The sequence below is a fragment of the Pantoea sp. X-Soil-ISGK-355 genome (genome assembly GCF_059730805.1).
On record NZ_AP035971.1, the window covers coordinates 924,094 to 944,329 of the forward strand.

Genomic DNA, 20,236 nt, shown 5'->3' on the forward strand with positions numbered 1-20,236 from the left:
CCGATGAGGCTGACCTCCGATTACTTCTTATATTTCGCCGCCAGAGTCGCAAACCACGGGGCAACGAAATCCTCATTGCTGCCCCAGCCCGGAATAATCCTGTTCAGCGATGCAACGTTCACCGCGCCAGGCTGACTGTTGAGCTGCTGCTGAGAGATTGACGCGGCTTTAAACTGGTAAGTCGCTGGTGTCTCTTCACCGGCAATCTTCTTCGCGACCAGACGCATATTCACCGCGCCGATGGTTTTAGGATCGACCGCCACCGTCTGCACCCACGGGCTGTTTTTCTCGCGCATCAGCTGCAAATCCTGGTTCGAGACATCGATGCTGTAGAGCTTGATCTCAGTACGGCCATTCTCCTGCAGCGCTTTGTAAGCGCCCTGGCTGAAGGCATCCCACGCACCCCAGATCGCGTCGATTTTGCCTTTCGGGTATTTCGCCAGAATCGCACCAATCTTGTTGGCCGTATCGCCCTGAACATCCGTCGACACTGCGCCAATCGACTCCAGCTGATGAATGCCCGGATTCTCTTTCAGCAGTTTTTCATACACCACCTGACGGCGCTCCATCGGCGGGAAACCGGCGACCCACAGCTTGACGATATTCGCCTTGCCGTTGAAATCGTGAATAAGCTGGCCAAGCGACAGCTGTGCCAGTGAAGCATCATCCTGCGCCGTGACGGTGACGCCCGGAATCGGATTATCCACCGGGGTATCAAACACGGATAGTCTGATACCGGCATCGGCAATACGCTTCACCAGTCCGCTGGCGTAAGGCGCTTTACCGTGCGACAGCACGATGCCGTCATATTTCTGGCTGATCGCCTGATTTACGAAATCCTGGAAGCGCGCATCGTCGCCGTTGCTGAGAAAGGTGCTGACTTTAAAGCCCAGCTGGCGACCCTGCTGAATGGCACCGGCAACAAACTGGGTGGTGTTGTCATCGGAGCCGAGATTGCGGATCACCGCAATGCGAATCGGGCCATCATGGCTGGCGATTGCCGCAGGCACCGGGATGACGGTGTCTGCGAAGGCGGCGCTGGCGTTCAGCAGGCTCAGGGCCAGTAGCGAGAGTGTTATTTTTTGCATTGTTATCAACTCCGGTAAACGCGCCTCAGCGGCGCTGGATATAGGTGATCGCCAGTGCTAACGCCAGCACCAGCCCTTTAATAATGTCCATGGCGTAATAGGGCACAGAGAGCATGACCAGGCCGTTCTGCAGCACGCCGAGGATGACCGCGCCAACCAGCGTGCCCAGCGCGTTGGGCTTGCCGGAGCCGGCCAGCGAGAAGCCAATCCACGCCGCCGCGACCGCATCCATCAGATAGCCGCTTCCGGCGTTGACCTGCGATGAACCGATACGCGAGGCGAGCAGGATGCCGCCCAGACCGGCCAGCAGAGAGGCAATCACATAAGCCAGCACCCGGTAGCGGGTGGTGCGGATGCCGGAGAGGCGCGCCGCTTCCGGATTACCGCCCAGCGCATACATCCGGCGACCATGTTTAGTCAGCGACAGCGCCAGCTGTGCGGCGACGGTCACCACCAGCATAATGATGACGATGGTCGGCACCTGGCCGAGCAGGCCAAACGTCGCTGGAATGGTACCTTCCGCCATATCACCGCTCGGCAGCACCATATTCTCGGTGATCGACCCGCCAAAGCTGTAGGTCATTGCCACACCCTGAATCACAAACAGGGTTGCCAGCGTCGCCAGCATGTCGGGAATGCGCAGGATCACAATCAGGAAGGCGTTAAACAGCCCGACCAGGGTGCAGAGCGCCAGGGTGAGCAGGATGGCGGTGGTCGTGCCGAAGCCGTACCAGACAAACAGCGAAATCACTAAGGCATTGGCGAGCGAGGCGGTCGAGCCGACCGACAGATCAAAGCCGCCAACCGTCAGGGAGATGGACACGCCGATCGCAATCACCGTAACAATCGCAATCGAGCGCAGAATGTTGATGATGTTGTTGGGTTCAAGGAAGCTGTCGGAGGCCAGGCCAAAGGCAGCGATCAGGAGCACCACCGTAAGCAACATGCCCCATTTATAGAGAAAGTCGAACAACTGGTGACGCCACGGCGAGGGGGTCAGGTTCAGGCGGGTTTCTTTACTGCTCACGCAGGGGTTCCTCCGGTGGAATAGAGCAAAAGCGTCTCTTCGGTCACGTCGCGTGCAGCCAGCTCGGCCACAATGCGTCCATCCCAGAGCACGCAAATCCGGTCGCATAAGCCGACCAGTTCAGAAAATTCCCCCGACGCGTAGATAATGCCTTTCCCTTCGCGCGCCAGGTTATCGATCAGGGTGAACAGCTCGGTTTTGGCTTTGATATCCACGCCTTTGGTCGGCTCATCAAAAATCAGCACATCAGCGTTGTTGCGCAGCCATTTGCCAATGGCCACTTTCTGCTGGTTGCCGCCGGAGAGACGCCGCAGTGTCTGTGCCGGGCCAGTGGTGCGTACCTGCAACTGCTGGATAACCTGCTCAGCCCAGCGCCACGCCTGACGATGCCCGAACAGGCTCCAGCGCGAAAAGCTGTCGTCCGCGCTGACGCTGAGGTTCATCGCGACCGACTCATCAATAAAGATCCCCTCTTTGCGCCGTTCTTCCGGCACTAGCGCCATGCGGCGACTGACGGAGTCGTACGGCGAGCGGGGCTGCCACGGCTGACCATGCAGTTCCCCGCGACTGACGCGGCTTTTGCTGGCACCAAACAGGGCTTTGCAGAGTTCGGTTTTGCCCGCACCGGCCAGACCGGCGATGCCCAGAATTTCGCCTTTGTGCAGCCTTAGCGAGATATCCTGCAGCAGCTGTTCATCGTGAAGGCCTTCCACCGCCAGCAGCAGTGGTTGTGCCTGCTGTGCACGGCGGGCCGGGAAGATATCGGTGAGCTGATGGCCCAGCATCTTCTCCACGATCTGTTCGCCGCTCAGCGCCGCCATCGGGCCGGTTTCAATCAGGCGGCCATCACGCAGCACCGTCAGCTGGTCGCAGATGGCTTTTAGTTCATGGATGCGGTGAGAGATAAACACTACGCCGATCCCACTGGCCTGCAGACGACGCACCACGGCAAACAGCCGCTCGCTTTCGTGCTGATCCAGCGGGGCGGTGGGTTCATCCAGAATCAGGAAGCGGCAGTGGTGCGACAGCGCCCGCGCCAGCAGAATTTGCTGTTTTTCCGCCAGGGTGCAGCGCTCCACCAGTCGGTTGACGTCCAGTGCCACGTCGAGCTGCGTCAGCAAGGCCTGTGCCTGACGGCGGATCTCGCCCCAGCGATAGCGGTGGCCTGGTTCTGCCAGCCGATCCAGCAGAATGTTTTCCGCCACGCTGAGCTGCGGCACCAGGGCGACATCCACTTCCTGCTGAACCAGATGGATACCCAGCTGTTTTGCATCACGCGGCGTGCGGATGGAGACCGGCTCACCATCCAGCATGATCTCGCCGCTGTAGTGGCTATGCGCGCCGGACAGGATCGCCATCAGCGTTGACTTCCCCGCGCCGTTCGCGCCGGTCAGCGCATGGACTGAATGGCCGTCACTGCGGAAATCCACCGACGATAGCGCGGCAAACCCGCCAAAAGCGATGGAGATGTTACGCATCTCAAGGCGGTTTAACCCTGGCATGTCATTACTCTCCTGAAGAAACACTGGCCGCATTTTTTCCTGAACATTCAGGCGCGGCAACAGCCGAAAGCGCATAAGCTAGCACGAAATCTTATTAGCCATCCAGACATCCGGACATAATGGCGGCTGTGACCAGCGAACCGCGGGAACGTGGCGGAATTGCGGGGTAAAGCGCGGAAAAGGCAGCGGATTATGCTGGGCGTGAATGACAGGCATAAAAAAACCAGGCCGGAGCCTGGTTGACTTTTTCTGTGACAGAATTACTTTTCTGGCACCACATTCAGCAGGGTGGTCAGCAGTTTCCAGTAAAGACCAACGCTTTCGATGTGAACCTGCTCATCCGGCGAGTGTGGCCCGGTGATGGTCGGCCCAATCGAGACCATATCCATATCCGGATAAGGCTTTTTGAACAGACCACACTCCAGACCGGCGTGAATCACCTGAATGTTCGGGGTCTTATCAAACAGCGCGATATAGGTCTGACGGGTCAGCGCCATGATGGCGGAGTCCGCATCCGGCTGCCAGCCTGGGTAGCCGCCTTTCGCTTTGGTCTGCGCGCCAGCCAGCTGGCCCAGCGAGGTCAGCATCTGCACCACATAATCGCGGCCGGTGTCGATCAGCGAACGGATCAGGCAGTTGATCTCTGCGTGATCGTTTTCCATCGTCACCACACCGATATTCAGTGAGGTTTCGACCACGCCTTTCGCCACGTCTGAATTGCGGATCACGCCGTTTGGCGTGCTGTTCAGCAGGTTCAGGAAGCGATCGCGGCTGTCTGTGCTCAGGGCATCACCCTGATGCGCCAGCGGCTCGGTGACCAGAGCGATGTTTGGCTCTTTAATGCCGTGCTCGTTTTTGATGGCGCTAAGGAAGTGCGCCGCCGCGGATTTCAGCGCATCCGCTTTGTGGCTCTCGACCGCCACGGTGGCAAAGGCTTCACGCGGAATTGCGTTGCGCAGCGTACCGCCGCTGAACGCCAGCAGACGCAGATCCAGATCAGCCGCGTGTGCCGCCAGGAAGCGCGCCAGCAGTTTGTTGGCGTTGCCGAGGCCCATATGAATATCAGCGCCGGAGTGACCGCCACGCAGTCCTTTCAGCGTCAGCTTCAGGGTCTGGAACTCAGCAGGCACGGTTTCACGGGTCAGCGGCAGGGTAGAGACGAAGTCGATACCGCCTGCACAACCCATGTAGATCTCACCTTCTTCTTCGGAGTCGGTGTTGATCAGGATTTCAGCCTGCAGCCAGTTGGGTTGCAGACCGAAAGCGCCATCCATGCCGGTCTCTTCGGTCATGGTCAGCAGCACTTCCAGCGGGCCATGCGTCAGGCTGTTGTCAGCCAGCACCGCCAGCGCAGAAGCCATACCGATGCCGTTGTCCGCGCCCAGCGTGGTGCCGCGCGCTTTTACCCACTCGCCGTCAATCCAGGGCTGAATCGGATCTTTGGTGAAGTCATGAACGGTGTCGTTATTTTTCTGCGGCACCATGTCCAGATGCGCCTGCAGCGCAACCGGAGTACGGTTTTCCATACCTGTGGTGGCGGGCTTACGAATCAGGATGTTGCCGACCTGATCGCGCTCACACCAGAAGCCCTGCTCTTTAGCCCAGCCAGTGATGTAGTTCGCCAGCGCTTCTTCGTGAAAAGAGGGATGGGGAATCGAGCAGATCTTAGCGAAAATATCCCACAGTGGCTGTGGAGAGAGTTGAGACAATTCAGACACGACAGGTCTCCTGTGTCAGTGTACCGGCGAGGCCGGACATCGCGAGTTTCCAGTGAAAAATCGCCGTCAGAGAATCTGACGAGCCAGGCCTGAGAATATCACTGTTTTTTACCGGGTGCGCTCTCAGACGCGCTAAAAAGCCGCAACCAGCGCGCGGGTGCTGGTTTTTAGTGCGTCAACTCCTTATAATCTCGCGCAACCTTTTCCCCGTTGCACATTTTTACGCCACTTCGGTTGGCTGGGATTTCTATTCTATGAGCGAAAAATACGTCGTTACCTGGGACATGCTTCAGATTCATGCCCGTAAACTGGCCCAGCGCCTGCTGCCTGTTGAGCAGTGGACAGGCATTATCGCGGTGAGCCGCGGCGGTCTGGTACCGGCTTCGCTGCTGGCACGTGAACTGGGTATCCGCTACGTTGATACCGTCTGCATCTCCAGCTATGACCACGATCATCAGCGCGAAATGAAAGTGCTGAAGCGCGCAGAAGGCGACGGTGAAGGCTTTATCGTGATCGATGACCTGGTAGACACCGGCGGCACCGCTCAGGCGATCCGCGAGATGTACCCGAAAGCGCGTTTCTGCACCATTTTCGCGAAACCGGCTGGTCGCTCACTGGTTGATGATTATATCGTCGATATTCCGCAGGATACCTGGATTGAGCAGCCGTGGGATATGGGTGTGGTCTACATCCCGCCGATTGTAAAAAACTGATTGATACACATCAGACAACGCCCGGTTTTCCGGGCGTTGTGCTTTCTGAGCCTCGCACCCCGAATTGGCGTACAGTACACTTAGCCATCGCCGTTTTGTTGCAGGAGAAGTGAGTATGTCGAGCAAAAATCTCAGCGAGGAGCTATTCAAGCCGCGCTTTAAGCATCCTGAAACCTCTTCCCTGGTTCGCCGCCAGCATCACGCTACCCCGGATGTCCACTCAGCCCTGGACGGTAATAGCCAGCGTGGCTGGTATCGCATGCTGAATAAGCTGATGTGGACATGGCGCGGCCTGACGCCGCAGGAGATCAGTGAAGTGCTGGCGCGTATCGCCATCAGTAACGTTGAACATACTGATGAGATGCTGCTCGACACGGTGATTGGTTTCCGCGGCGGCAACTGGCATTTTGAATGGTGCAGACAGGCAGGCATCTGGCAGCAGAAGGCGCTGGAGGCGACCGAAGACAGTGAGGCGGGCGACTACTGGCTGCACGCGGCGCACCTTTATAGCGTTGCCGCTTATCCCTATATAAAAGGCGATGAGCTGGCTGACCAGGCACAGACGCTGGCCAACCGCGCCTATGAAGAGGCCACTCAGCGGTTGCCAGGCGAACTGAAATCCCTGACGTTTGCCATCACGGGCGGCAGCCCGGTCAGCGGCTTTCTGCACATACCGCCGGATGTTGAAGCGCCTTATCCCACCGTGCTGTTCTGCGGCGCGCTCGACTCGTTACAGAGCGATCATTACCGTCTGTTCCATGACTATCTCGCCCCGCGCGGCATTGCGATGCTGACCATTGATGTGCCGTCGGTGGGTAACTCGGTGAAATGGACGCTGAATCAGGACACCAGTTTTCTGCATCAGCAGGTGCTCCGCGATCTGAAAAATGTGCCCTGGGTTGACCACACCCGCGTGGCGGCGTTTGGCTATCGCTTTGGCGCGAACGTGGCGGTGCGGCTGGCCTATCTGGAATCGCAGCGGCTGCGCGGCGTCGCCTGTCTTGGCCCGATTGTGCATGCGCTGCTGACGCAGACGGCGTTGCAGGATGAGATCCCGGATATGTACATGGATATGCTGGCCAGCCGGTTAGGCATGGCGACCGCTTCCGACAGCGCGCTGCGCACCGAACTCAATCGCTATTCGCTTAAAACTCAGGGATTGCTGGGCCGCCGGACGCCGACGCCGATGCTGTCGGGCTACTGGCAGAACGATCTCTTCAGCCCGGAAGAGGAGAGCAAGCTGATCGCTAACTCGTCGTCTGACGGCAAAGCGTTGCTGATTCCGGTGAAGCCGATGATGGCCAGCTTCGATAAAGCGCTGAATGAGATTTGCGACTGGCTGGAGAAGCGTTTAAAAAGGTAACTGGCAAAATTTACAGTATTTGCTACAACTAGTAGCGGAATTCTTCCGGGCTGCCCTATAAAGGCTTATGACGTAATCAGGCCGCCCGGAAATCAGGGCTGTATAGCGGTCAAAACCTATGGAGAATCAGCATGACGTTACCAAGTGGTCATCCCCGCAGTCGCCTGCTTAAGCGTTTTACCGAGCTTGGGCCTTATATTCGCGATGGGAAATGTGACGAAACCCGGTTCTTCTTCGACTGTCTGGCTGCCTGCGTCAATGTGAAACCGGCACCGGAACTGCGTGAGTTCTGGGGCTGGTGGATGGAGCTGGAAGCGCAGGCTGACCACTTTACCTATGTCTACCATATCGGTCTGTTCGATAAAGAGGGTGACTGGTCGGTGGCAACCATCAAGGGCAAAGAGAACACGGCGCGCGTGGAAGAGACCTTACGGAATTTCCATACCCGCCTGAAGGCGATGCTGAAGGAGTTAGATCTGGACCTTATCCCGGCCAGTGATTTCGATGAGAAACCGGTGAAGCTGAGCGCCTGATAGGGTGTTTAGCGATAAAAGGGTGAGTTAAAACGCTCGCCCACAAACTGCTGACAACTCTCAACCAGGGTGAATCTGGCAGCAACGAATAAGCTCAACGCGCAGGTAATCGGGTCAGAAAAGGAAAGCGTCCCGCGGCAGGGACAAAAACGCCGGGAGCGTTTTTGAACAACGCAGAGCGTTGGCCCGGCAACGGGCGCACCTCAGGGATGAGGTGCGTAATCGCGCGGGCCGAGCAGCCATGGATTGGCGTAATCGCCTTTCCGTTCTGACCCGATTACCTGAGCGGGCTCGATCTCACAGCAAACCGGGCCAGATGGTTGAAATAACAAAAGGGCGAGTTGAAAAACTCGCCCTTTTCGATGCTCACAAATTCTGTCGCTCATGCTATGCGGCATGAGCCTGACATCAGAACTGGTAAGTCACACCCATCGCCACAATGTCGTCGTTGTTGATCGACAGCGCGTTGTCATCATCCAGCTGGTTGATTTTGTAATCCACGAAGGCGGACATGTTTTTGTTGAAGTAGTAGGTTGCACCCACATCGATATATTTCACCAGATCCGCATCGCCGATACCGTTTTCGATATCCTTGCCTTTAGTCTGCACATAACCAATAGAAGGACGCAGGCCGAAATCAAACTGATACTGCGCCACCAGTTCGATATTCTGCGCTTTGTTGGCTGCGCCCGCGACGGCAGCGCCGGTATTACGGTTGGTGCCGCTGATTGGCGTCATGTTGCGGGTATCGGTGTAAATCGCCGCCAGGTAAACGCTGTTGGCATCATACTTCACGCCTGCGCCCCAGGAATCTGCACGGTCACCGCCGCCATAGGCGCGCGCCTGCTGCTGGTTGGTGCGATCAGATGAGGTGATGGCACCCATCAGGCTCACGCCGCTATCACCCAGCGCGTAGCCCAGTGAAGCACCATAGCCGTCGCCGTTCTGGCGGTTAATATCGGTGCGGCTGTTGGCGCTGGTGGCGTCGTTCTTGCCCTGATACTGCAGTGCAAATTTCAGGCCATCGACCAGACCAAAGAAATTGTTATTGCGGTAAGTCGCGACGCCGGTGGCGCGCTGGGTCATAAAGTTATCAGAGCGTGCCGTGCCATCACCACCGAATTCCGGGAACACGTCTGTCCAGGCTTCAACGTCATACAGCACGCCATAGTTACGGCCATAATCCACCGAACCATACTGCGAGAATTTCAGGCCAGCAAAACCAAGGCGGGTTTTGTTGCCGTTATTGGCGTCGCTGCCTTCAGAGTTATTAACGTTGTACTGATATTCCCACTGACCGTAACCGGTCATCAGGTCATTAATCTGCGTCTGGCCTTTAAAGCCGATACGGGTATAAGACTTGTCACCGTCTGTGCTGGCATTATCGCTGATGTAGTGCTCAGCTTTAACTTTGCCATATAAATCCAGTTTATTGCCGTCTTTGTTATAGATTTCGGCAGCGTGCGCGGCAGAAGCCAGCGTCAGCGTGGAGACGATCATGGCCAGTGTGCTTTTCTTCATTTGCTATCAATCCCAATGTGAACGCCGTAAAAAAATGAAAGTTTTTGTAAAACACCGACTTTTTACCCGTCCGTGATGAACTTTTTATGACACTTTTCCGGATTTCTTGTTAATGCTGAACTTTTGGTCTACTGCCTTGTCCGCGTAAATTCGTGCTTTTCCCCCGCTGGCTGTTGGCTTCCGTATCGACTCCTGTTAAAACGTCCTTTCGTAAAAATTTTTCACTACGGCAGGAAATATGAGTGGCAGTCAGACCTTAGTGGTCAAGTTGGGTACCAGCGTTCTTACCGGCGGCTCTCGCCGGTTAAATCGGGCGCACATGGTGGAACTGGTTCGTCAGTGCGCGCAGCAGCACGCAGCCGGCCACCGCATTGTGATTGTTACGTCTGGCGCAATGGCCGCAGGACGCGAACATCTGGGCTACCCCGAACTGCCACCGACCATCGCCTCAAAGCAGCTGCTGGCTGCGGTGGGGCAGAGCCGTCTGATTCAGCTGTGGGAACAGTTATTCTCTATCTACGGCATCCATATTGGTCAGATGCTGCTGACCCGTGCTGACATGGAAGATCGCGAACGTTTCCTTAATGCCCGCGACACGCTGCGCGCGTTGCTGGATAACCACATTGTGCCGGTGATTAACGAGAACGATGCGGTTGCGACTGCCGAAATCAAAGTGGGCGACAACGACAATCTTTCGGCGCTGGCAGCGATGCTTGGCGGTGCCGACAAGCTGCTGCTGCTGACCGATCAGCAGGGACTGTTTACTGCCGATCCGCGTAACAATCCAGAAGCTGAGCTGATCAGCGATGTCCATGTGATTGATGATGCGTTACGCGCGCTCGCGGGTGACAGCGTGTCCGGCCTGGGCACCGGCGGCATGTCGACCAAGCTTCAGGCGGCGGATGTTGCCTGCCGGGCAGGAATAGACGTGATTATCGCCTCGGGCAGTCGCAGCGGTGTGATCAGTGATGTGATTGACGGCAAGCCGGTTGGAACGCGCTTTCATGCGCAGCAATCGCCGCTGGAGAACCGTAAACGCTGGATCTTCGGTGCGCCACCGGCAGGCGAACTCACCGTCGATGACGGTGCGCTGGCTGCCATCATTGAACGCGGCAGTTCGTTGCTGCCCAAGGGCATTCGCGCTATTCAGGGGGATTTCTCGCGCGGTGAAGTGATCCGCATCCGCAGCCTGCAGGGCCGGGATATTGCTCACGGTGTTTCTCGCTACAACAGCGACGCGATGCGCATGATTGCCGGTCATCACAGCCAGCAGATCAGCGAAATTCTGGGATACGAATATGGCCCGGTGGCCGTTCACCGCGACGACATGATCGTCAGTTAAGGAGCGGACAATGCTAGAAGAGATGGGAAAAGCGGCGCGTGCCGCAGCTTACACCGTGGCCGATTTGTCGACGGCTGAGAAGAATCAGGTTCTGATGACCATTGCCGATCGCCTTGAGGCGGAAAGCGCAGACATTCTGGCAGCCAATGAGCTGGATTTAGCTGATGCGCGTCAGAACGGCATGAGCGCCGCATTGTTAGATCGGCTGACACTCAACCCGCAACGCCTCAGCAGCATCGCCAGCGATGTGCGCCAGGTCTGTCAGTTGGCCGATCCGGTGGGACAGTTAATCGACGGCGGTCAGCTCGACAGCGGTCTGCGCATTGAACGCCGTCGCGTGCCGCTGGGGGTGGTGGCCGTAATCTACGAGGCGCGTCCCAATGTTACGGTGGACGTCGCCAGCCTGTGCCTGAAAACCGGTAACGCCGCCATACTGCGCGGTGGCAAAGAGACCTGGCGCACCAATGCGGCCACCGTCCGGGTCATTCAGAACGCGCTGCAGCAGCACGGTTTACCGGCAGCTATCGTACAGGCGATTGAAAATCCGGATCGCGAGCTGGTGAATCAGCTGCTGAAGCTGGATCGCTACGTCGATATGCTCATCCCGCGTGGCGGAGCCGGGCTGCACAAGCTGTGCCGGGAAAACTCCACTATTCCGGTGATTACCGGCGGCATCGGCGTCTGTCACATCTACATTGATGAGACGATGGAGATTGAACCGGCTCTTGATTTGATCGTTAACGCCAAAAAACAGCGTCCCAGCGCCTGTAATTCGCTGGAAACGCTGCTGGTGAATCAGGCGATGACCGAACGCTTCCTGCCCGCCTTCAGCGCGCGTATGGCGCAGGAAGGGATTGCGCTGCATGCGGACAGTAACGTGCTGGCGCAGCTGCAGCAGGGTCCGGCGGCGGTCAGACAGGTCAATCCACAGCAGTACAATGATGAGTGGCTGTCGCTGGATCTTAACGTCAAATTAGTGGCGGATATGGATGAGGCGATCGATCACATCCGCACGCACGGCACGCAGCACTCGGATGCTATCCTGACCCGCGACACCCGCAACGCCGCGCGCTTTGTCCGTCAGGTCGACTCTTCCGCGGTCTATGTTAACGCCAGCACCCGCTTTACCGATGGTGGGCAGTTTGGCCTGGGTGCGGAAGTGGCGGTCAGTACCCAGAAACTGCATGCACGCGGGCCAATGGGATTAGAGGCGCTGACCACCTATAAATGGATTGCCTGGGGCGACGACACACTCAGGTCATAACGACGATAATTTTTAACAAAACGGGAGTCTTTCAGAGACTCCCGTTTTTTTTAGCCCGCTTTTTCGATCCAGTGAAAGGTAGAGTTTTCTCCCTGTCTGATTAAATTTCACTCCGATCCTGTCACCGTCGCCCGTTAAGCTGGCTGAATTTTACGCAATTTATTACGGAACATTCCTGAAAGCCGGGGCTGTATGCGGCCTGAGGCAATATTTTTTGTTCAGATGCAGACCGAAGCGGATAATGATAATTAGAAATGCTTGATAAAGCGGTTAGGTAGTAAACGAGCGGTAATATAAAATGAACTGGTAGCAATAATGAAAATAACATCCAGTATCTCTTCTATGGCTGATTATTAACTAATGGTTAAAAAAGAAAGTACAAGACAAGCTTTCACCACCAGGCTGATAGCGGCCTGTGAGAGTGCCGGCATTGCCGGACATGGACGAAACAAACAGGTTGCCAGAGCCCTGCAGCAGCAAGGCTGCAAGATTTCAACGCCGGGAGTGTGGAAGTGGTTTAACGCGCAGTCAGTGCCTGATGGCGGCAATTTACTGGCGCTCAGCCAGCTGCTGGGAGTCAGGGTAGAGTGGCTGCAATACGGTATGGATCAACCCGCTGACCCGGTAACGCTGAGCACGTTCACCGGCCATAAGAATGTGTTTCGGGTTGATAGCCTCGATATCGGGCAGCGAAGTGCTGCGGGACTGCCCGCGCGTGATGAGTTTGTGGAGACCATCCAGGCGATCGAATATGGTCTGGATGAGGCGCGGGTGCTGTTCAATGGGCGTCCGGCGGAGAACATCCGGTTAATTGCCATCAATAGCGACTCTATGGCTGACACCTTTGCACCGCGCGATCAGCTGTTTGTGGATATCAGCGTGCGGATGTTCGACGGTGATGGCATCTACATTTTTACCCTCGATGAGCAACTCTATCTCAAGCGCCTGCAGCTGCAGCATAAGAAAATTGCTGTGATTTCAGACAATAAACGCTATGAAACCTGGTATCTCAATCATGATGACGTCACCAGCCTGAAGGTCCTGGCAAAAGTGATCATGAGTCAGGCGCGTCACTATCAAATTCTCGGCTAAGGCCGCTTTTGCTGCCTTTCTCAGACGGGCTGCAAAAAAATAATCGACATAAATTCATAAATTTAACCAGCGGTAAATAAAAAATTAACCAACAGTGTTTGATAAAGCATAAGAACCTGTTAATAATTTGGATATGGATGAACGAACCAGTTCTTTCACGGATGAGCCGCTCTTAAACAATTGAGGCGCTGCACAAGCGCGAATCATACCACCCAAAAGTCAGTGAACTTTGGGATGGGGTGGATGCGCAAAATGCAGCGTCGTCAGATGCCGTTTATTTCCCCCTCGCTTACTTTCCACCTGGCTGCTAACGCAGCCGGGCGGCGAGCGTGCGAGCGCGATACACGTCATTCGGGCCCGTTCGGATCACCGAAAGCTCGCGCCTGCCACCCCATCGCCAAAGACTCATTCACAGGAGGAGTTATGGCGATAATTCACTATGGCAAAAGCGTTTTTGTGGGCAACGCACGTACTCGTCGCCATCGGCGGCGCCAACCTCTCAGCAGCCTGACTCAGAGCATCGACCAGGCCCTTAACTTTCCAACTGAACCCCCTGTCCTGAGACGTGCAGAGCAAATCTGCCAGCGTCAGGTCGCCCCGCGTGTTGATCGCGCAATCACCGCACCCCGCGTCACCAGTCAGGAAACACCCAGTTTCGACAATTGCTGTCTTCCCCACGTTCATCTCTACGTCGTGAGCTGAAGCGCGAAGACAGCATGCTTTTCCGTTCCGGCTAACTCTTCGTTATCTCCAGCTCTCACTGGACGCAATGTGCTGAATTACTGTTCAGTTTTGCTGCAGGGTCAGTAAGGCCTCTTGCTGCGCCTGAACGGGTAATGATCAGCAGGCGTTATGTATTTCTTTTCACAATGGTGAATTGCTTTAACCCGTCATTAAGGAGTCGTTATGAGCCAGATAATTGCAGTGCTGAATTTTGAAGAGGGGTATGTCGACACGCCTTACCTCGACACGCTGGGCTTTCCCACGGTGGCAGGCGGTATCCGCATCGGACCTAAGGGGGCATCACTGAGTAATTACACTTTCCGCGTGCCGCGGCGCGTCGGGGACGTCTGGAAGCAGTGCATTCTTGAAAACAAAGTTCAGGAGATGCAGGGCAGGGATCTGCTGCGTAATGCGCTGGCGAAGTGTAATGACGCCCGAACGGATGTGTTGCTGAGCATGACGTATCAACTGGGCGTCGAAGGCGTTATGCAGTTTAAAAACATGCTTACCGCCATCGCGGCTGAACAGTTCAATGAAGCGGCTGACGCGATGATGAACAGCCTTTGGGCCCGCCAGACACCGGGCCGCGCCCGACGTCATGCGGAGATGATGCGCAGCGGAACCTATGCGGTTTACAGGGGGCTGCTATGAGATGGCTTATGTTTCTCGTTGCCGTGCTGGCGGCGATCGTCATCCTGCTGCTCTTACAGCGCTTCACTACCCTGCAGTTTGTCTCTCATGCCCGGCTCCTCTTCAAAACCTGGTCCGTCTGGCTCGCGTCACTGGGTTCGATGCTCAGCGCCTGGGCGCAGTCGTTTCCTTCTGCTGTCGTTGATGCCTGGAGCGTACTGCCGGAGGACGTGAAAACGATTCTGCCGCACGACTACCTGGGGCTGGTGGGCGCATTTATGGTGGCGATGGGGGTGATTGCACAGTTTGTTCGTCAGAAAAACCTGCTCAACGCGAAGGAGCAGGCTGAAGGAGCGAAACCATGACTCTGATTACCACCTTACTGGGCGGCAGCTGGCACTGGCTTGCTGCACTGGCAGGCGTTATTGCTGCACTGGGCGCCACTTATTTCGGCGGCAGGAAAATCGGCAAAGTGCAGCAAAAAGCGCGATCTGACGTCGATAACGCACAACAGGAGGCGTCCCGCGTCAGCGCGGTGGCGCAGCAACAACAACATAACCGCGAGGAGGCTAACCGTGTGGCGACCGATAACCACAGTCTTGATGACGCTGCTGCTCGCGACAAGCTGCAGCAGTCGAAATACCACAAACCCTGAGCCGGTGGCGATCACCGACTCTGCCTGCGTACTTTTTTCCCCTCTTTATACCTACGGCGATGACGCGCAAAAAATGGACGTCAGGACAGTGCGCGCCATCAATACCCACAACGATATGTGGGACACCCTTTGCGGCCATCCGGCTGCGGCTAAGTAGTGCGCTGACAATCAGCGCGATATCACATTGATCCTGAGGAGGATTCTATGATCGAAGTTAACTCTTTTGCTGAACTGCGTACCACGGTCCCGCCAAAATCAGGTGAAGTCGCGAGCCTGAAACGCTATTACGACAAAGACTCCAGCTTCCGTGGCGGTGCTGACTTTGTTGGTTTTCTCTCCACTACTACGCTGAAAGATGATGGCGGTACGGTGGCAGTGGGTAACGGTTTCTACTGGAAGCGCACCATCAATGACCCTACTGAAGTGAATGTTCTGCACTTTGGCGCGAGAGGGGATGGCGTGACCGATGACACTGAAGCCTTTAAGCGGATGCTGGCATGGACGCAGTCCTATAACGCCTATGCGAAAGCGATGCCGGTGCGTTTTCCGGGGGGCCGCTTCCTGATTTCACCCATTGATATCAGCGATACAGAGTTGCCGTTTTTTGGTCTGGCAGGTGATGATATCGAACTCGGATCGTCACCGCGCACCACCATTGTCTCTGATAAAAGCGCGAGTGCGGTGTTTAAGGTTAATGCACGCAAAATCGTCATCAAAGGCATCTGCTGGCACGGACAAGCTAATGCCGGGACTGTCGACACCACTCAAAAAGTCACCGTTACGCCTGAACAGTGCAGCAACGTGCAGCCGTTCTTCGAAAATACGATTGTCGGCGGCCAGATCGTCAATATCTTCTGCTTCAAGGCGCAAAGTACCGGTGGAACCGTCTTTAAGCTGCAGGATACGCTCGACAGTAAGTTCGATCAGATTTACAGCTCCTCGACCTATTCACGGGTGTTTGATATCGGCTGGTCAAACACACCGAAGGGGAACTGGGACCACTCAACCGCCATTGAGCTGTGTAATGCCAACTTCCAGTCGGGCTATGGCGACGCCACACTCTACATGCCGCGCGTCACGCAGGGTATCATGCGAAACGTCTGGATTGAGCACACGACCAACCCGGGAGACCTGTCGGATGGTGGGTGGACCATTGATACGCTCAACATTGAGGATTGTGCCGCACCATTCAATCTTAACAATGCCCGCGTGGTGATGCGTCAGATTAACCTGCAGGCGGGGGCGAAAATTACCAATGATCTGGCCGGAAGTAAGTGGTTATCGACCTTTGAATATGGCTATCGTCGGGATGAGAACTTCGGCACGTTCATGACGGGTTCGCTGCGTGCCGGCTATTACAGCGGCTATAAAGTGGTGAACAACACCGATACCGATAACTGGTATCGGCTGGGGCAGCTCTTTTTCCCGGCGCCTAACCAGCAATGGGTGATGGAGTTGATCGGGAAAGCGGATGCCACTACGCCGTCCGGCACCGCCGCTTCACCCGTAAATATGCCTGCTACCGGTAAAACGCTGATCAACCTGCAGCGGCTGGAAACGGTCTGGGCGGATGCTTACCACATGGGGCAGCCTTCCGTGCTGGACATCCGTTATAGCCGGGTAGGAACCACCTATGCAGCGGTATGGGTCAAGCTGAAAGCCAGCAGTGGCGAGACCATGTTCAACCTGAAGACGACCGGTCCGACCCGCTTCGATACCGGCTCCTGCTCGTTGTTCCAGTCCGATATGTCGGTGGTGACGGACATTACCAAAGTTGGCACTCTGAAACCCGCTGCACGCTTCGGCATGCACAATGGACTGGCGGGCATCGGTGCCAATGAAAAAGGGGTCGTTACGCTCGCTACTGCGGCGGGTACACCGACCAATAAAACCGCGCCAACCGGTTTTGTGCTGATCAATATCAACGGCGTTGACCGCAAGGTTCCTTACTACGATTGATGTTCGGCATGTTTTGGGCGAGGCTCCGGCCTCGCCCTTTTTTTGATTTGCCTCTCTGAAGCTTCAATGGCAAGTGTTCCCCACCTGACAAACAGTGGCAAAGCCGATAATGTCCTGTTTAACACAGGCAAAACTCAGGGGTAAGAGGGGCGCGCGATGAATAAAGGTTTACTGGTAGCAGTATTAGCTGGCATGCCAATGTTAGTAAATGCTGCAAATCAGACTTATCTTTCTGATTTCATAATGAATAAACAGACCAGCCAGGCGTATCACCAGCTTATCGCCGGACATGATTTCCCTGCCTGGGTTAAGCAGGGCGGAACCAGTACACCGGCCAGTACAGTTACCCTCCAGGGTGAAACCTGGCAGCTACTCTCCGGCTGTAAGCCACACAACTGTCCGGCACAATCTATTGCTCTCCTTTACTCTCCGGAGAAAGGGGAGATTCATGGTGTTTACTCTGACTACGATCAGAAAAGAGATCGTCAGACGCTGACCTGGCTTAATCTCACTCCAGCAGATGAGGCAAAGATGCGAAACGTGCTGTTTAGGCGGCTGGAGGGTGACGTAGCAGAGTGATCTTTTCTTTCAGGCCGCAGTGTGGGGCAGAGCAGGCTGTAACATAGCAACGTCGCTGTGCGGCTTTCGGGCAACGCTATTTGAGTTTAATTTTAATTACGGCTTGCGTCGCCTGGTGAAGTGTGGCCTAATGAATTGTCGGTTTGATTAACAGACACTATCAAAGTAAGTAACCAAAGCAGTTCTCATCTCTAAGTTTGTCGCGAGACATCCCTTCTTTTTGAGTCTTCTCTTACGTTCTGATTAAAATCTGTTCTCAGGCCATTATGCCGGAAGGCTCGATATATTAAGGATTTAAGCATGTCTAACAAAATTCGCGGTACCGTTAAATGGTTTAACGCAGAGAAAGGCTTCGGTTTCATCTCTCCTGCAGACGGCAGCAAAGATGTATTCGTACATTTCTCTGCAATCCAGGGCACCGATTTCCGTTCATTAGACGAAGGTCAGCAAGTTGAATTCACAGTAGAAAATGGCGCCAAAGGCCCAGCTGCTGCGAACGTTGTTGGTCTCTAAGGACTGAAAATTACTTTTAAATGTCCTCACTGTAATGGCTCACAGTTTCGTACATCACATTTTGATGTTACAAGAGCCAACCCGCATGGAGCGAAATGCATTTTCTGCAAATCTGTCGTTGTTCAGGTGAACGCGGCGAGGATTGCAATTCAGAGCCAGCTTCGCGCTCTCTGATAAAGGCTAGTGAGCTTTATAGCGTTGTTGCATTTACAGTAATAAAAGGCTGCCTCTGGCAGCCTTTTTTGTTTCTGCTGTTTCCATCCGCAATCCCTAATCCTTTCTTCTATAACCCCCGGAATACCTTAGCTTCCCTGCGCAACTTTTTGGTCAACCATCTGTAACCTGTTCGTTTACTGTCACCGATCTGAAAAGGCCCGCCGGAGCAGGCCATTAAAGGGAATCAGCGAAGCACGGGTTGCAGTGCGAGCTTGCCGGTATTAAACACGCTCATTGCCTGTGCCATACGCTCAGCCTGATCCTGCAGTGCCTGTGAAGCGGCTGACGCTTCCTGAACCAGCGCGGCGTTCTGCTGCGTTACCGCTTCCATCTGGGTAATCGCCTGATTGATCTCATTGATACCGCTGCTCTGCTCGCTGCTGGCAATGGTGATTTCGCTCATGATATTCGCCACGCTCTGCACGCTGTTCACCACCTCACCGATGGTCGAACCCGCATGGGTTACCAGTTTGCTGCCTTCATCGACTTTAGCGACCGAATCTTCAATCAGGACCTTAATCTCTTTGGCCGCGGAGGCTGAGCGCTGTGCCAGATTACGCACTTCACTCGCAACCACCGCAAAGCCGCGACCCTGTTCACCCGCACGCGCAGCTTCAACGGCGGCATTCAGTGACAGAATATTGGTCTGGAAGGCGATGGAGTCGATGACGCTGATGATATCGACAATTTTGCGTGAGGAGAGCGCGATCGCTTCCATCTTCTCGATCACTTTCTCCATGACCACGCCACCTTCACGCGCTACGCTGGACGTCGTCGATACCAGGTGATTAGCTTCACGCGCATTGTCGGCATTGTGTTTCACGGTCGACGTCATCTGCTCCATGGCAGAGGCGGTCTCTTCCAGCGAACTGGCCTGTTGCTCAGTGCGGGTTGAGAGGTCAAGGTTACCGCTGGAGATCTGATTAGAGGCGACCGCGATAGTGTCGGAGCCGGTGCGTACTTCAGTCACAATCGACAGCAGGTTATCGTTCATGCGCTGCAGCGCCTGCATCAGGACGCCGGTTTCATCACGCGAGGTTACCTGCATCTGGGTACTCAGATCGCCCGCGGCAACACGTTCAGCAACGTCAACCGCTGCAACCAGTGGACGGACAATAGAGCGGGTCAGGAAGTAGCCCAGCATAATCGCGGCCAGAATGGCCAGCGCGGAGAAAATCAGGGTGATGGTGATGGCTGACTGTCCATTTTCCACAATACCCTGGCCTTCACTGCGCAGCTGGGAATCCTGTGAGTTGGCAAAATTCACCGCATCCTGAAGAAACTTATTCTGTGTAGCGGTCATCGATTTCAGGACATAGATGCTGGCAGCATCAAAATCGCCTGCTTTAATCAGGGTGATCAACTCAGCTTTAACCTTCTCAAACGCCTGAGAAGAGGCCAGCAGACCGGCGATCTTTTTCTTACCTACGGGCGTGACCTGGATATCCTCAATCTTTTTCATCGCGATGTTAGTGCGTTGCGTCGCTTCATCAAGCTGACCATAACGCTTCACATTCATTTCCGGGCGTGTTGTGTCGATCACCATGCCGCGCAGGTATTTGATCTGATCGTTGACGCCATCGCGCACATCAAATGCCAGTCGTACTTTTACATAGCGATCGTCAACGATCGATGAGATCGCGGTATTAATACTGTTAATTCTGGTAATGGATGTTACGCCAATCACTATCAGTAAGGTCACAATAATACCGAAGGCTGCTGCGAGCCGCATTCCCACCTTCATATTCTTGATACTGAACATGTTTTCTTCCCCGTTTTATTATTAATCAATTTGTTA

The 20,236-nt window shown here is 55.2% G+C and carries 20 protein-coding genes; 14 read left to right on the forward strand and 6 right to left on the reverse strand.

Going from position 1 to position 20,236, the window contains the following annotated elements:
• Positions 1–20: 20 nt before the first annotated feature.
• From AC6I8J_RS04035 to pepD, 4 genes are all read right to left on the reverse strand, one after another.
• Entirely contained in the window at positions 21–1,088 is a 1,068-nt protein-coding gene (locus AC6I8J_RS04035; protein WP_497825107.1) for a sugar ABC transporter substrate-binding protein, read from the reverse strand.
• Between the two features lie 25 nt (positions 1,089–1,113).
• Positions 1,114–2,115, reverse strand: coding sequence for an ABC transporter permease (locus AC6I8J_RS04040; protein WP_161734495.1), 1,002 nt, complete (start codon positions 2,113–2,115; stop codon positions 1,114–1,116).
• A complete protein-coding gene (locus tag AC6I8J_RS04045; RefSeq protein ID WP_497825108.1) occupies positions 2,112–3,617 on the reverse strand; it encodes a sugar ABC transporter ATP-binding protein in 1,506 nt (501 codons plus the stop codon). Before AC6I8J_RS04045 ends, AC6I8J_RS04040 begins: the two co-directional genes overlap by 4 nt.
• Before the next feature lie 260 nt (positions 3,618–3,877).
• Entirely contained in the window at positions 3,878–5,335 is a 1,458-nt protein-coding gene (gene pepD / locus AC6I8J_RS04050) for a beta-Ala-His dipeptidase (RefSeq protein WP_497825109.1), read from the reverse strand.
• A gap of 254 nt (positions 5,336–5,589) precedes the next feature.
• On the opposite strand from pepD, the gene gpt reads away from it, so the two are divergent.
• From gpt to crl, 3 genes are all read left to right on the forward strand, one after another.
• Complete coding sequence (gpt, locus tag AC6I8J_RS04055) at positions 5,590–6,048, forward strand: xanthine phosphoribosyltransferase (RefSeq protein ID WP_003851171.1); 459 nt, start codon at positions 5,590–5,592, stop codon at positions 6,046–6,048.
• 115 nt (positions 6,049–6,163) lie between these two features.
• Positions 6,164–7,411, forward strand: a complete 1,248-nt coding sequence (gene frsA / locus AC6I8J_RS04060; RefSeq protein WP_497825110.1) for an esterase FrsA — start codon at positions 6,164–6,166, stop codon at positions 7,409–7,411.
• Positions 7,412–7,542: 131 nt separating this feature from the next.
• Positions 7,543–7,944: a sigma factor-binding protein Crl gene (gene crl / locus AC6I8J_RS04065; protein ID WP_161734487.1), complete on the forward strand. Its 402-nt coding sequence runs from the start codon at positions 7,543–7,545 to the stop codon at positions 7,942–7,944.
• Between the two features lie 408 nt (positions 7,945–8,352).
• Here the strand turns inward: crl and ompC are convergent, their stop codons facing one another.
• Positions 8,353–9,465 (reverse strand): porin OmpC, encoded by a 1,113-nt coding sequence (gene ompC / locus AC6I8J_RS04070; RefSeq protein WP_161734485.1) that lies wholly within the window; start codon positions 9,463–9,465, stop codon positions 8,353–8,355.
• Between the two features lie 238 nt (positions 9,466–9,703).
• Here ompC and proB point away from each other — a divergent pair, with 238 nt between their 5' ends.
• From proB to ymcF, 11 genes are all read left to right on the forward strand, one after another.
• Positions 9,704–10,807 (forward strand): glutamate 5-kinase, encoded by a 1,104-nt coding sequence (proB, locus tag AC6I8J_RS04075; protein WP_497825111.1) that lies wholly within the window; start codon positions 9,704–9,706, stop codon positions 10,805–10,807.
• A 10-nt stretch (positions 10,808–10,817) separates the two neighbouring features.
• Positions 10,818–12,071, forward strand: a complete 1,254-nt coding sequence (gene proA, locus AC6I8J_RS04080; protein WP_497825112.1) for a glutamate-5-semialdehyde dehydrogenase — start codon at positions 10,818–10,820, stop codon at positions 12,069–12,071.
• Between the two features lie 360 nt (positions 12,072–12,431).
• Entirely contained in the window at positions 12,432–13,163 is a 732-nt protein-coding gene (locus AC6I8J_RS04085) for a S24 family peptidase (protein WP_161734481.1), read from the forward strand.
• Between the two features lie 423 nt (positions 13,164–13,586).
• Entirely contained in the window at positions 13,587–13,865 is a 279-nt protein-coding gene (locus AC6I8J_RS04090; protein ID WP_161734479.1) for a transcriptional antitermination N peptide, read from the forward strand.
• A gap of 204 nt (positions 13,866–14,069) precedes the next feature.
• Complete coding sequence (locus AC6I8J_RS04095; protein ID WP_013356911.1) at positions 14,070–14,537, forward strand: glycoside hydrolase family protein; 468 nt, start codon at positions 14,070–14,072, stop codon at positions 14,535–14,537.
• Positions 14,534–14,881 (forward strand): DUF7940 domain-containing protein, encoded by a 348-nt coding sequence (locus tag AC6I8J_RS04100; protein ID WP_497825113.1) that lies wholly within the window; start codon positions 14,534–14,536, stop codon positions 14,879–14,881. Before AC6I8J_RS04095 ends, AC6I8J_RS04100 begins: the two co-directional genes overlap by 4 nt.
• A complete protein-coding gene (locus AC6I8J_RS04105; RefSeq protein WP_161734475.1) occupies positions 14,878–15,171 on the forward strand; it encodes a hypothetical protein in 294 nt (97 codons plus the stop codon). Before AC6I8J_RS04100 ends, AC6I8J_RS04105 begins: the two co-directional genes overlap by 4 nt.
• Positions 15,172–15,375: 204 nt before the next feature.
• Positions 15,376–17,130: a putative phage tail protein gene (locus AC6I8J_RS04110; RefSeq protein ID WP_161734474.1), complete on the forward strand. Its 1,755-nt coding sequence runs from the start codon at positions 15,376–15,378 to the stop codon at positions 17,128–17,130.
• 243 nt (positions 17,131–17,373) lie between these two features.
• Entirely contained in the window at positions 17,374–17,709 is a 336-nt protein-coding gene (locus AC6I8J_RS04115; RefSeq protein ID WP_237566711.1) for an Ivy family c-type lysozyme inhibitor, read from the forward strand.
• A gap of 300 nt (positions 17,710–18,009) precedes the next feature.
• The gene (gene cspE, locus AC6I8J_RS04120; protein WP_003854408.1) at positions 18,010–18,222 is read left to right on the forward strand and encodes a transcription antiterminator/RNA stability regulator CspE; all 213 of its coding nucleotides are present in this window, start codon (positions 18,010–18,012) and stop codon (positions 18,220–18,222) included.
• A gap of 3 nt (positions 18,223–18,225) precedes the next feature.
• Positions 18,226–18,396 carry a cold shock small protein YmcF gene (gene ymcF, locus AC6I8J_RS04125; protein ID WP_098053076.1) on the forward strand — a complete coding sequence of 57 codons (171 nt, stop codon included), beginning with the start codon at positions 18,226–18,228 and terminating at the stop codon, positions 18,394–18,396.
• Between the two features lie 226 nt (positions 18,397–18,622).
• Here ymcF and AC6I8J_RS04130 read toward each other — a convergent pair whose 3' ends face one another.
• Positions 18,623–20,200 (reverse strand): methyl-accepting chemotaxis protein, encoded by a 1,578-nt coding sequence (locus AC6I8J_RS04130; protein ID WP_497825114.1) that lies wholly within the window; start codon positions 20,198–20,200, stop codon positions 18,623–18,625.
• Between the last annotated feature and the right edge of the window lie 36 nt (positions 20,201–20,236).